The organism is Sorangium sp. So ce321 (genome assembly GCF_051530195.1).
Classification (GTDB): Bacteria; Myxococcota_A; Polyangia; order Polyangiales; family Polyangiaceae; genus Sorangium.
Genome location: NZ_CP150329.1, coordinates 12,227,621 through 12,239,803, shown reverse-complemented (window position 1 = coordinate 12,239,803; position 12,183 = coordinate 12,227,621). Strand labels below are relative to the sequence as shown.

The window sequence follows — 12,183 nt, the reverse complement described above, 5'->3', positions numbered from 1 at the left end:
CCATGGTCGACGTCGTAATTGCAGAGGCCGTCCGCTCGGCCGTTGGCCGGGCCCACAAAGGGTCGCTCGCGCAGAAGCGCCCCGACGAGCTCGCGGGCGAGGTCGTCGCCGCGCTGCTCCAGCGCGTCCCCCAGGTGAAGCCGGAGGACGTCGAGGATCTCGTCCTCGGCTGCGCCATGCCGGAAGGCGAGCAGGGGCTCAACGTCGCGCGCGTCGTCTCGCTCCTCGGCGGCATGTCGCAGGAGGGGTCCGCGATCACCATCAACCGCTTCTGCTCGAGCGGGCTCCAGGCGATCGCCATGGCGGCGGGCAGCATCGCGATGGGGTCGGTCGACATCGCCATCGCCGGCGGCGTCGAGTCGATGACGATGGTCCCGATGACCGGGAACAAGCTCAGCGCGTCGCCGGAGGCGATGGAGCGGTGTCCGACGGTGTACACGCCGATGGGCATCACCGCGGAGAACGTGGCGAACAGGTTCCAGGTAAGCCGCGCCGACCAGGACGCGTTCGCGCTGAAGAGCCACCAGAAGGCGGCCGCCGCGCGCGCGGCGGGGCGGTTCGAGGACGAGATCGTCACCGTGAAGGGGGTGCGCTACGAGAACGGCAAGCGCGCGACGTTCGACTTCCGCACCGATGAGCTGATCCGCAAGGAGACCACCGCGGAGGCGCTCGCCGGGCTGAAGCCGTCGTTCGCGGCGAAGGGGAGCGTCACCCCGGGCAACAGCTCGCCGCTGTCGGACGGCGCCGCCGCCGCGCTCGTGATGAGCAAGGCCAAGGCGGACGCGCTCGGCGTGAAGCCGCTCGGGTTCTTCCGGTCGTTCGTGACCGTCGGCGTCGACCCCGCGATCATGGGGATCGGCCCGATCCCCGCGGTGCGGAAGCTGCTCGCGAGGACCGGGCTGAAGGTGGCCGACATCGACCTCTTCGAGGTCAACGAGGCGTTCGCCTCGCAGGCCGTCTACGTGCAGCGGACGCTGGAGATCCCGGAGGAGAAGCTCAACGTGAACGGCGGCGCGATCGCGCTCGGTCACCCGCTCGGGTGCACCGGCGCGAAGCTCACCGCGACCGCCCTCTACGAGCTGCGGCGGCGCGGCGGCCGGTACGCCATCGTCACGATGTGCATCGGCGGCGGCATGGGCGCAGCCGGCCTCGTCGAGCTGGCCAGCAGGGCCGCGAGCGCCTGAGCCCCGTCCCGCCGGTCCCACCCCGCTGATCCCACGTCGTTGATCCCGCGTCGCCGGCCGCGTCGCCGGCCGCGTCGCCGGCCGCGTCGACAGCGCGCCCCGCCGGGGCCGGAGCCCCGCGCGCCGGCTTTCCCGCGGCGGGGCGATGACCTATAGATCGCCCCATGTCCATCCACCTGACCACCTTTCAAGGGTCCATCCCGGACGCCCTGAAGCGCGCCATCGAAGAGAAGATCGAGGGCGCCACCGCCGAGGTGACCGGCGGCGGAGGGCACTTCAACCTCGTCGTGACCTCGTCGGTGTTCGCCGGCAAGAGCATGCTGGAGAGCCAGCGGCTGGTCTACGGGGCGATCGCGCACCTCATGGCCGGCGACCTGGCGCCCGTCCACGCGATAGACAGCCTGAAAACCCGCACCCCCTGAGCGGGTGATCCCCGCTCGGCAAGCGCGGATCAGCGGGCATGGGATGAGGGCGGGTCGATCAGCGGGCCGGGGACTAGGGCGGGTCCGCCTCCGATCAGCAGGACAACTCTGGCGCCACGCGCTCACCGCGCTCGCTGCGCCATCGCGACCGCCGACCGCGCCGGACGCCAGCCTGCGATCCCCGCCGGCTCGACGGCCCATCAGGGGGCGACGATCGCGCATCGCGCCCGCCGCGCCCCGGCCGGGACGCGCGACTCGTGGACATTTCTGATCCAGGCATCCCGCCCGCGCCGCCGCGGAGAGCCGCCGCGCCGTCTGTTTGACACCGGAATTCACGCGGTGGTACGTGGCGCCGAGCGCCACATCCAGGCGCGCTTGCCCGATCGCGACCTCACGAACCCGAGGACCTTGCCATGATGCCTCGTTCCCCGTTGCTCCCCGCCGCCCCGCCCCCAGGCGGCCCCGGCGCGCCAGACGACCGGCGCGCGCTGCCCGCCCACGGTCGCCCCTGCCGCCCCAGCCGCCTCGGCGTCGGGCTGCTCTCCCTGCTCCTCGGCGCGGCGATCACCGCCGCCGCGCCGGACGCCGCCGCGCAGGCCGCGGACAGCACGCGCACGGGCAACGGCGCCAACGGCGACGGCATGGACCTGCACCTGTTCCGGCCGGCGGTCGACTCCAAAGGGCTCTTCTCGGTCAACGGCGCGGACATCCTCGGCGCCAACGATATCAGCCTGGGGCTCGTGCTCGATTACGGGCACAACATCATGCCGCTCACCGACAACGAGCGGCAGACGAACATGATGCTGAATCACGCCTTCCAGGGGACGTTCCAGTTCGATTACGGCATCGCCAACTTCCTCGTCCTCGGGCTCTCGGTCCCCGTGGTGCTCAACGGAGCGAAGCCTGTCGACGACATCGGCCCAGGGCTCGGCGCCAACTACAACGACGACTCGCTCGACGCCCAGACGCTCGGCAACCTGGCGATCCACGCGAAGCTGCGCCTGCTCCGCCCGGATCAGGACGTGATCGGGCTCGCGCTCATCGCCCAGGCCGGCGTCGGCGTGGGCGGGTCCGAAGATTTCGCCTCGGACCCGGGGTTCTTCTTCTGGCCGCAGATCGTGCTGGAGAAGCGGCTCGGCATCACCAACCCGTTCCGGATCGCGGTGAACGCCGGCTACCGCGGCCATACCGGGAAAAACCCCGCGTTCGGCCTGCGCCAGGACGGCATGACCTTCCAGCTCAAGGAAGGAGACTTCAAGTACTCCGACCTGCTCACCGGCGGGTTCGGGATGAGCTTCCGCGTCCTCACGCCGCTCGATCTCGTGGCCGAGACCTACCTGACGCAGCAGGTCGGCGGCGGCGACAGCAGCAAGCAGAAGCTGTCGGCCGAGGCGCTCGGGGGCATCAAGCTCTTCATCGAGCGGAACAGCTTCCTCATGCTGGGCGCCGGCGTCGGGTACACGCCCGGGTTCCAGGCGGCGGAGCAGCGCGCGACCCTCGGGTTCGTCTTCGAGCCGTCCATCGGCGATCGCGACGGCGACGGCATCAAGGACGATCAGGACGACTGCCCCGACGAGCCGGAGGACTTCGACGGCTTCCAGGACACCAAGGCGGACTCGCCCCCCGGCAAGTACGGTTGCCCGGATCCCGACAACGACGAGGACGGCATCCTCGACGTCGACGATCGCTGCCCGAACAACCCGGAGGACCGCGACGGCGACGAGGACGACGACGGCTGCCCGGAGGGCAGCGACGGCGATCGCGACGGCGACGGCATCCTCGACTCGCGCGACAAGTGCCCGGATGACCCGGAGGACCGCGACGGCTTCCAGGACAAGGACGGCTGCCCCGACCCCGACAACGACAAGGACGGCATCCCCGACAAGTCCGACCAGTGCCCGAACGACCCGGAGGACAAGGACGACTTCGAGGACGAGGACGGCTGCCCCGACCCCGACAACGATCGGGACGGCATCCCGGACGTGGCCGACAAGTGCCCGAACGACCCGGAGACGTTCAACGGCCTCGAGGACGAGGACGGGTGCCCGGACAAGGGCAGTGTCGTGATCGAGGAGAACAACATCGTCATCCTCGAGAAGATCCAGTTCGCGACCGGCAGCGCCGAGATCCTCCCGGAGTCGTTCGGCATCGTGCAGGCCGTCGCCGAGACGCTCAAGCACCACCCGGAGTTCTCGATGATCGAGGTGCAGGGGCACGCCGACGAGCGCTCGGCCGACGCCTACAACCTCAAGCTGACCCAATCCCGCGCGGACGCCGTCGTGGCGGCGCTCGTGCAGCGCGGGGTCAGCAAGAACGCGGTGCGCGCCATGGGCTACGGCGAGTACTGCCCGCTCGACCCGGCCCACAACGCGCCGGCCTGGGAGAAGAACCGGCGCGTCGAGTTCAAGGTCGTGCGCACCGACAAGGGGCCGACGAACGTGGAGCTCGGCTGCGCCCTGGCCCGATCCAAGGGCGTCGTCCCGCCGCCGCCCTGAGCGGAGCTCGCCGCGCGCGCCGCTCGCCGGCGCCGCCCGCGGGCGCTGCCGATCTGGACAGGACAGGTCGGCACGGGAGAGAGTGAGACCACCATGAAGGCCCGCGCCAGGCTCTCCGCCGCCGCAGCGACGCTCGCCGCCGCGGCGAGCGGTTGCATCGACACCGACGCCGCCGTGTTCGTCGCGCCATCCATCGCCGCGCCCGAGGCGACCGTCTCCGCGGGGGCGCTCGGGACCAGCCTCCAGGCGACCTTCACGCTGCAGCTGCACCTCGGCTCGCGGGCGAGCGGCCCCAGCCGCGTCGCGGTCCGCACCTTCGAGATCACGAGCGCCGATCAGAAGACCTCGATCGTCGCGCCCCTCGCCGTCGAGACCACGACGTCGCTGCCGGTCGAGGTCGCTCCGGGCAGCGACGTCGCCGTGGCGTTCACCGCCGACACGAGCGCCGAGGGCAGGACCCTCCCGAGCGACGCGGCGGCGGCGCTCTGCGCCGCGGCGGGCATCCGCATCACGGGCTCGATCGAGGACTCGCTGGAAGACGGGGCGACGCCGGTCGCCTCCGACGTGTTCCACGCGCGCTGCCCGTGACGCTCCGCGCCGGCGCGCCTGCGTCGGCGTTTCCCTCGTTGAGCGGCGCCATCGCGCGCGGGCCGCGCTAAATAGAGTCCATGGCGTACGAAGAGCGCACCCACCCTCCGGAGGCCGAAGCGGACCGCGCGAAAAGGTCGCCGGCTCCAGCCGACGAGAGCAGCGCCGACGCGCTCCGTTCCACGAAAGACTCCGCGCACGGTTCCACGGACGATTACACGAACGGCGGAGGCGGCGAGGGGCTCGGGCTCGACGAGGGCGGGCTCGCCGCGCTCCGGCGCGCGGTGGCCGCGTGGCGCGAGGGCCCGGTCGCCGAGGCGTCGGCGCGCTTCCCGCCGCGCAGCGAGCGCTTCTCGACCTGGAGCGGCGTCGACGTGCCCGATCTCGTGACGCCTGCCGACGCGCCGCTCGACTACGCGAAGGAGCTCGGGCTGCCCGGGGAGTACCCGTTCACGCGGGGCGTCCAGCCGACGATGTACCGCGGCAAGCTCTGGACGATGCGGATGTTCGCCGGCTTCGGCACGCCGGAGCAGACGAACGCGCGGTTCAAATACCTGCTCGCCGAGGGGCAGACGGGCCTGTCCACCGCCTTCGATTTCCCGACGCTCATGGGCTACGACTCCGACTCTCCCCGGTCGCTCGGCGAGGTCGGGATGTGCGGTGTCGCGGTCGACACGCTCCGCGACATGGAGGTGCTCTTCGACGGCATCCCGCTCGACCAGGTGACGACGTCGATGACCATCAACGGCCCGGCCGTCGTGCTGCTCGCGTTCTACATCGCGCTCGCCGACAAGCGCGGGATCCCGCGCAAGCGGATCGGCGGAACCGTGCAGAACGACTGCCTGAAGGAGTTCATCGCCCAGCACGCCTGGCTCGTCCCGCCGCGCCCGGCGATGCGCATCGTGACGGACATGATCGAGTTCTGCGCGCGCGAGGTGCCGCGGTGGAACTCCGTGTCCATCAGCGGCTACCACATCCGCGAGGCGGGCTCGACCGCCGCGCAGGAGCTCGCGTTCACGCTCGCGGACGGGCTCGCGTACGTCGAGAGCTGCATCGAGCGCGGCCTCGACGTCGACTCCTTCGCGCCGCGCCTCTCGTTCTTCTTCGACGTCCACAACGACTTCTTCGAGGAGATCGCGAAGCTCCGCGCCGCGCGCCGCATGTGGGCGCGGTTCCTCAAGGAGCGTTACGGGGCGAAGAGGGCCGAGAGCATGAAGCTCCGGACGCACGCGCAGACGGCCGGCGTCTCGCTGACGGCGCAGCAGCCCTACAACAACGTGGTCCGCGTCTCGCTCCAGGCGCTCGCCGCCGTGCTCGGCGGCACCCAGTCGCTCCACACGAACTCGCTCGATGAGACGTATGCGCTCCCGACCGAGGAGAGCGTGACCATCGCCCTCCGGACGCAGCAGATCATCGCCCACGAGAGCGGCGTCGCGAACACGATCGATCCGCTCGGGGGCAGCTACTACGTCGAGTGGCTGACGGACCGCCTGGAGCAGGAGGCGCTCGCGTACATCCGGCGGATCGACGAGATGGGCGGGATGGTGCCCGCCATCGAGAAGGGGTATCCGCAGCGCGAGATCGCCGCCTCGGCTTACCGCTTCCAGCGAGAGCTGGAGTCGGACGAGCGGATCATGGTGGGCGTCAACCGCTATGCCGCGGCGGGCGAGAAGACGATCCCCCTCCTCCGCATCGACGAGGAGGTGCAGCGCGTGCAATGTGAGAACCTCGCCCGGGTCAAGGCCGGGCGCGATCAGGACCGGGTGCGAAGCGCGCTGGCCGAGGTGCGAAACAGCGCACGCGGCGGCGACAACCTCATGCCCCCCATCATCGCGGCGGCCAGCGTGTACGCGACCGAGCAGGAGATCTGCGACGTGCTGCGCGACGTCATGGGGACTTACAGTGATCCGGCAGAATTCTGATTTCCCTCGCTAGGCGCCGGGGCGCCCGCTCTGGCGTGCGCATCCGATCAGGTCACGCACCGCACCGCGGCCCAGGAAGCCCCCTCAATTCGTCAGGTTGACACTTCTCTACCTCGGCCGGTAGAGTGCGCCGGCGTCAGGGTGCCGCAGTCGCGGCTCATCCGTGGCGCCGCCGTACGGTCTGCTGTTGTCGCTGCGCTGCGGCGCTGCGTGCTGTCGGTCGAGTGAGAGGATCGTCGCGGGCGACCGAGGTCGCCGCGAGGGAGCAAGCTTATGAAGAGTCGATCCATGTCGCGCCGCATTTTTGCCCTGTCGGCGCTACTTCTGTCCGTCGGCGCCACGGCGGCTTGTGGCAACAAGGAAGGGACCGAGAACGCCGCCAAGGACACGGCGGGCGCGAACTCGGCCAATCCCGGGGCCGGGGCCGCGGCGGGGGCGAAGAACGCCGGCGCGAAGTTCGTCACCATCTCCAGGGAGCAGCAGGCGTCCTGGGTGCGCAACTTCAACCCCCTGCTCGGCGAGGGGAGCGTGCGCTTCCCCACGGTCGCCGGCATCTACGAGCCGCTCATCGTTTACAACACGATGAAGGGCGAGTTCATGCCCTGGCTCGCGACGAAGTACGAGTGGAGCGACGCGAACAAGAAGCTCACCTTCACGACCCGCACCGAGGTCAAGTGGTCTGACGGACAGCCCTTCTCGGCGAAGGACGTCGCGTTCACGTTCGGGCTCCTCAAGAAGTTCCCGGCGCTCGATCTCACGGGCGTGTGGAAGCTCGTCGACTCGGTGGAGGCCAAGAACGACACCACGGTCGAGTTCATCTTCAAGGAGGCCTTCGTCCCCGGGCTCAGCTACATCGGCCACCAGCCGATCGTGCCGGAGCACAAGTGGAAGGACGTCGCCGACCCGGTCACGTTCACGAACGAGACCCCCGTCGCGACGGGGCCCTTCACCGAGGTGAAGACGTTCCAGAACCAGATCTACGAGCTCGGCAAGAACCCGCACTACTGGCAGAAGGGCAAGCCGGCTGTCGAAGGGCTGCGCTTCCCGGCGTACCCGGGCAACGACCAGGCGAACCTGGCGCTCATCAACGGCGAGGTCGACTGGGCCGGCAACTTCGTCCCCGACATCGACAAGACCTACGTCAGCAAGGACCCGCAGAACAACCACTACTGGTTCCCGCTCGTCGGCGGCACCGTGACGCTCTATCCGAACGCCACGAAGAAGCCGTTCAACGACATCAAGCTCCGCAAGGCCATCAGCATGGCCATCGACCGGGCCCAGATCGCCAAGATCGCGGTCAACGGCTACACGGTCGGCGCGGACGCGACGGGGCTCGACGACGCCTACGCGCGCTGGCGGAACGAGAAGGCGGCGGCGGCGGACTGGACCACCTACGATGTGGCCAAGGCGAACGCCCTCCTCGACGAGGCCGGCTACGCCAAGGGCTCGGACGGCATCCGGGCGAAGGACGGCAAGCCGCTGAAGTTCGACATCAACGTCGTGACCGGCTGGTCCGACTGGGTGCGCGCGGTCCAGATCACCACGCAGAACCTGAAGGCGGTCGGCATCGAGGCGACGCTGAAGACGTACGACTTCAGCGCGTTCTTCGAGGCGCTCCAGAAGGGCACGTTCGACATGTCGATGGGCTGGACGAACACCGAGCCCACGCCGTTCAACTTCTACCGCGATCTCATGGCCCCGGAGTTCGTGAAGCCCGTCGGCGAGGCCACGACGCGCAACTGGCACCGCTTCGCCGCCAAGGAGGCCGAGCCGCTGTTCAAGCAGTTCGCGTCCGCGACGGATCCGGCCGAGCAGAAGCGCATCATCGACGAGCTGCAGAACATCTACGCGCAGCAGGTGCCGGTCATCCCGCTGTTCAAGAACCCGTCCTGGGGCGAGTACAGCACGAAGCGCTTCGTCGGGTGGCCCAGCAAGGAGAACCCGTACGCCAAGCTGTCGCCGAACAACCCGCCGGACTACCTCATCGTCCTCACCGAGATCAAGCCGAAGTGAAGGCTGCTCGCGCTGCGCGCCGGCTATCCGGCGCGTAGCGCTGTCGCCGCGCGCGCATCGCGTGCCAGCGCGTGCCAGGCCCGTACCTGGCGCGCGCAGCGGCGGCTCCCCTCGTCTCAGCGCTCAGCACAAACCTTGGCCGTCGACGGCGCCGGTGCGAAGATCGCTCCGTATGCTCCTCTCGGGCGCCCAACTCGCACGCTTCGCTGCGCTCCTCGCCGGAGTCGCCCTCGCCGCTTGCAGCGGTAACCAGCACGCAGGCGCCGCCGCGTTCTGGGAGGGCGGCACCATCGAACCGTCCGCGCGCGTGGATGATCAGCAAGGCGCGAAGCAGAAGGCGCCGCGGCGTGCGGTAGGCACGCCCGACGACTTCAGCGGTGCCCCGTCCGCGCCGCAGGAGCGGGTGTCCTCCTGGGTCGGCGTGCGGCACGACCTCGCGCTCGCGCGCGCCGCGGCGCCGAAGGAGCGCTGCAGCTGCCTGGCGGTGGAGGTGGGGGAGGCCCGGGATCCCAGGTTCCAGTGGGCGGCCGGCGCCCCGGAGACCGGGGCCGACACGCTCGCCGTCGCCCTGAGCGCGCGCGGGGTGTCCTGCCCGGGCGGCCCTGCCGACGAGGAGAGCCGGCGGCCCTCGATCTCCGCGGTCGATCAGGAAGGGAACGACGTGATCATCGAGGTCGAGGAGCTGCCGCCCGGGCGGCCCCTCGCGACCGGCGCGGTGATCCCGAGGCCGGCGCCGGGCGGGGCGATCTACGTGAAGGCGCGGAGCGCGAAGGTGCCCTATGCGCGCGCCGCCACCGGGGCGCGCTGCAAGGTCTACTGAGCCGGCAGCACCTCAGTCGGCGGGGGCGCCCGCGCAGATCCAGTCGTTGATGGTCTTGATGTCGGCCTCGGGCAGCGCTGCGCCCGGGGGCATGCTGCTCTCGTCGGGGTCGCACAGGCCGGTGTCGTTCAGCTTGTTCATGAGGTAGCTGCTGCTCGGCATGAACGGCACGACGAGCGCGTGCTCGCTGGAGCAGGAGCGGGCGTCCTGACCGACGAGCGCGGCGACCGCCATATCCCTGCGGAGATCGAGCCCCGCCGCTCCGGCGGGGCCACCGTGGCAGCCCGCGCAGTTCGTCCCGAGGATCGACTGCACATCTGCGAAGGTCGCGGTGTCCGGGCCGCAGGCCGGATCGCTCGAGCTCCCGCCGCCCTCGCCGCCCGCGCCGCCGACGCCAGCGGTGGTGGTGGTGGTGCCGCCGCCCTCGCCGCCCGCGCCGCCGACGCCAGCGGTGGTCGTGGTGGTGGCGGTGGTGGTGCCGGCGCCCTCGCCGCCCGCGCCGCCGACGCCAGCGGTGGTGGTGGTGGTGGTGGTGCCGGCGCCCTCGCCGCCTGCGCCGCCGACGCCAGCCGTGGTGGTGGTGCCGGCGCCCTCGCCGCCTGCGCCGCCAACGCCAGCGGTGGTGGTGGTGGTGGTGCCGGCGCCCTCGCCGCCAACGCCAGCCGTGGTGGTGGTGGTGGCGCCGCCCTCGCCGCCCGCGCCGCCGGTCCCCGTGGCGCCGCCCTCTCCACCGCCGCTGCTCGCGGACGTGCTCGAGCTGCTGCTGCTGGAGGAAGCGCTCGTGCTGGTGGTCGAGCCTCCGGCGCCGTTGACCGCCACGAGCCCAGGCCTCCCGGTGCCGCTCCCGCAGAACCCCCACACCGTCGAGGCTCCCGGCTCCAGCGTGCCGTTATAGCCCTCGTTGATGGCGGTGAACTGCCCCTCCGATGGGGTGACGCGCACGTTCCACGCGTTGTTCAACGTCGAGCCGTTGAGCCCGATGACCACGCCCCAGCCGGTGGTCCGGCTGGCGCTCGTGTTCTTTATCGTCACGCTCGCGCAGTACCCACTTCCCCACTGAGCGGGGAGTGTGAGCTCCGCCTCGAACGTGCCATCCGGACTGCTCAGCCCGGAGCGCAAGGCATCGCTCTGCTCGTCGCCAACATTTCCAGGGCTGCAGGCGAGCAAGAAGCATGTGAACGAAGCGGAGAAGTAGCCAAGTAAGCGAGTGGTACGCATTAAGTTTCTCCAGGTCAGCTCAGCGGAGCCGCAGGTTCTGCTCGAAGTGAATAAGTGAAGCAGAGGTCCCGCAAGCTCGGCCGATCGATTGGTTTGAGCTCCACATTCCCGGCCAGTGATCCATTGATCACGGCTGTGCCCGCCATTTCACGTCGATCGCGTTGAATATGGCTGTGTCTGCCACGGTGTACAGACCTCATCAAGCAGGGCTGTGTCTGCCACTGTGTACAGACTTCGTCAAACATGGCTGTTCCCGCCGGGTCGTGCCGTCCGGAATCCCCCGCTGTTGTCGTCGGAGCGATCCTGGCACACAGGCGTGACCGCGGGTGATGGGCGGTCCATGCGATCATGCCGGAGCAGAGCAAACGCGCCTCTCGGAGCTCGTCGAGCCGCTGCCCCCTCCTCGAGGCGCTCCGGAATGCACGTTGCTACCGAGCCGGTCGCATCTCAGTCGGCGGGGGCGCCCGCGCAGATCCAGTCGTTGATCTTCTTGATGTCGGCCGCCGGCAGCGCTGCGCCCGGGGGCATGCTGCTCTCGTCGGGGTCGCACAGGCCGGTGTCGTTCAGCTTGTTCATGAGGTAGCTGCTGCTCGGCATGAACGGCACGACGAGCGCGTGCTCGCTGGAGCAGGAGCTGGCGTCCTGACCGACGAGCGCGCCGACCGCCGCGGCCGCGCGGAGGTCGAGCCCGGCCGACGGAGCGGTGGGGCTGCCGTGGCAGTACTGGTTCGCGCAGCCCTCCAGGACCGGCCGCACATCGGCGAAGGTCGCGGTGTCCGGGCCGCAGGCGGGATCGACAGGAGGCGCGCCGCCGCTGCCGCTGCCGCCGGTGCCGGTGCCGGCGCCCGCGCCGCCGGTGCCGGCGGCGGTGGTGCCGCCGCCCTCGCCGGTGGTGGTGCCGCCGCCCTCGCCGGTGCTGGCGGAGGTGGTGCCGCCGCCGCCCTCGCCGGTGCTGGCGGTGGTGGTGGTGCCGCCGCCCTCGCCGGTGCTGGCGGTGGTGGTGGTGCCGCCGCCCTCGCCGGTGCTGGCGGAGGTGGTGCCGCCGCCCGTGCCGGCGGTGGTGCTGCTCTGGCTGGAGCTGCTGGCGCTGCCGGTCGTGCTGGTGGCATCGCCGCCGCCCTCGCCCATGTTGTCTTCGATGTAGTCCTTGATCTCGTCAGCGGAGCAGGCCATCGCCGAGAGGCCGATGGTCATACAAAAGACCAGTCGAAGCGGAGTGTTGTAGTAAAGCAAGGTACCTCTTCGTGGTGTTGGTCGCGCGACGTCCGCCGCGCAAGCGATTCAAGGAGAGGATAGAAAGCATGGCGTCGCTCACGATGCAACGCGTGATGACGGGCGGTCTGGTCGCTTTGTGCATGACATCACTGCAATGCAATGGCAGCGCTGAAATAAGATGTTCGTCGTGGCCTTTGTTGTGGTGTGTAGACGGGGGCCGCTGTCGGATACCCAGGGACATCTCGCGTCCTGGTGACGTTTGGAAAATGTCAGTCGAGGTTCATGCCTGTGTTCCCGCCATCGTGC

General features: G+C 70.1%; 9 protein-coding genes. 7 read left to right on the top strand and 2 right to left on the bottom strand.

Annotated features, from left to right (window positions below; all coding sequences use genetic code 11):
- The first annotated feature begins 2 nt into the window (after positions 1-2).
- The 7 genes from WME89_RS45365 (at position 3) to WME89_RS45335 (ending at position 9,444) form a co-directional block, all read left to right on the top strand.
- Positions 3-1,184, top strand: coding sequence for a thiolase family protein (locus WME89_RS45365; RefSeq protein WP_437621054.1), 1,182 nt, complete (start codon positions 3-5; stop codon positions 1,182-1,184).
- Between the two features lie 164 nt (positions 1,185-1,348).
- On the top strand, positions 1,349-1,606 hold the full coding sequence (locus WME89_RS45360) for a BolA/IbaG family iron-sulfur metabolism protein (protein WP_438005777.1): 258 nt from the start codon (positions 1,349-1,351) through the stop codon (positions 1,604-1,606).
- A 413-nt stretch (positions 1,607-2,019) separates the two neighbouring features.
- A complete protein-coding gene (locus tag WME89_RS45355; RefSeq protein WP_438005776.1) occupies positions 2,020-4,101 on the top strand; it encodes an OmpA family protein in 2,082 nt (693 codons plus the stop codon).
- Between the two features lie 93 nt (positions 4,102-4,194).
- Complete coding sequence (locus tag WME89_RS45350; protein WP_438005775.1) at positions 4,195-4,689, top strand: hypothetical protein; 495 nt, start codon at positions 4,195-4,197, stop codon at positions 4,687-4,689.
- An 80-nt stretch (positions 4,690-4,769) separates the two neighbouring features.
- Positions 4,770-6,611, top strand: a complete 1,842-nt coding sequence (locus WME89_RS45345; RefSeq protein ID WP_438005774.1) for an acyl-CoA mutase large subunit family protein — start codon at positions 4,770-4,772, stop codon at positions 6,609-6,611.
- A gap of 288 nt (positions 6,612-6,899) precedes the next feature.
- Positions 6,900-8,624, top strand: a complete 1,725-nt coding sequence (locus WME89_RS45340) for an ABC transporter substrate-binding protein (RefSeq protein ID WP_438005773.1) — start codon at positions 6,900-6,902, stop codon at positions 8,622-8,624.
- A gap of 172 nt (positions 8,625-8,796) precedes the next feature.
- Entirely contained in the window at positions 8,797-9,444 is a 648-nt protein-coding gene (locus WME89_RS45335) for a hypothetical protein (RefSeq protein ID WP_438005772.1), read from the top strand.
- 12 nt (positions 9,445-9,456) lie between these two features.
- Here the strand turns inward: WME89_RS45335 and WME89_RS45330 are convergent, their stop codons facing one another.
- Both WME89_RS45330 and WME89_RS45325 read right to left on the bottom strand, forming a co-directional pair.
- A complete protein-coding gene (locus WME89_RS45330) occupies positions 9,457-10,563 on the bottom strand; it encodes a cellulose binding domain-containing protein (RefSeq protein ID WP_438005771.1) in 1,107 nt (368 codons plus the stop codon).
- A 546-nt stretch (positions 10,564-11,109) separates the two neighbouring features.
- Positions 11,110-11,856 (bottom strand): hypothetical protein, encoded by a 747-nt coding sequence (locus WME89_RS45325; RefSeq protein ID WP_438005770.1) that lies wholly within the window; start codon positions 11,854-11,856, stop codon positions 11,110-11,112.
- Positions 11,857-12,183 lie beyond the last annotated feature (327 nt).

Excerpts from the sequence above, each read along its gene's own strand:
- WME89_RS45365 (WP_437621054.1), top strand. The coding sequence starts at position 3 with ATGGTCGACGTCGTAATTGCAGAGGCCGTCCGCTCGGCCGTTGGCCGG.
- WME89_RS45360 (WP_438005777.1), top strand. The coding sequence starts at position 1,349 with ATGTCCATCCACCTGACCACCTTTCAAGGGTCCATCCCGGACGCCCTG.
- WME89_RS45355 (WP_438005776.1), top strand. The coding sequence starts at position 2,020 with ATGATGCCTCGTTCCCCGTTGCTCCCCGCCGCCCCGCCCCCAGGCGGC.
- WME89_RS45350 (WP_438005775.1), top strand. The coding sequence starts at position 4,195 with ATGAAGGCCCGCGCCAGGCTCTCCGCCGCCGCAGCGACGCTCGCCGCC.
- WME89_RS45345 (WP_438005774.1), top strand. The coding sequence starts at position 4,770 with ATGGCGTACGAAGAGCGCACCCACCCTCCGGAGGCCGAAGCGGACCGC.
- WME89_RS45340 (WP_438005773.1), top strand. The coding sequence starts at position 6,900 with ATGTCGCGCCGCATTTTTGCCCTGTCGGCGCTACTTCTGTCCGTCGGC.
- WME89_RS45335 (WP_438005772.1), top strand. The coding sequence starts at position 8,797 with ATGCTCCTCTCGGGCGCCCAACTCGCACGCTTCGCTGCGCTCCTCGCC.
- WME89_RS45325 (WP_438005770.1), bottom strand. The coding sequence starts at position 11,856 with ATGACCATCGGCCTCTCGGCGATGGCCTGCTCCGCTGACGAGATCAAG.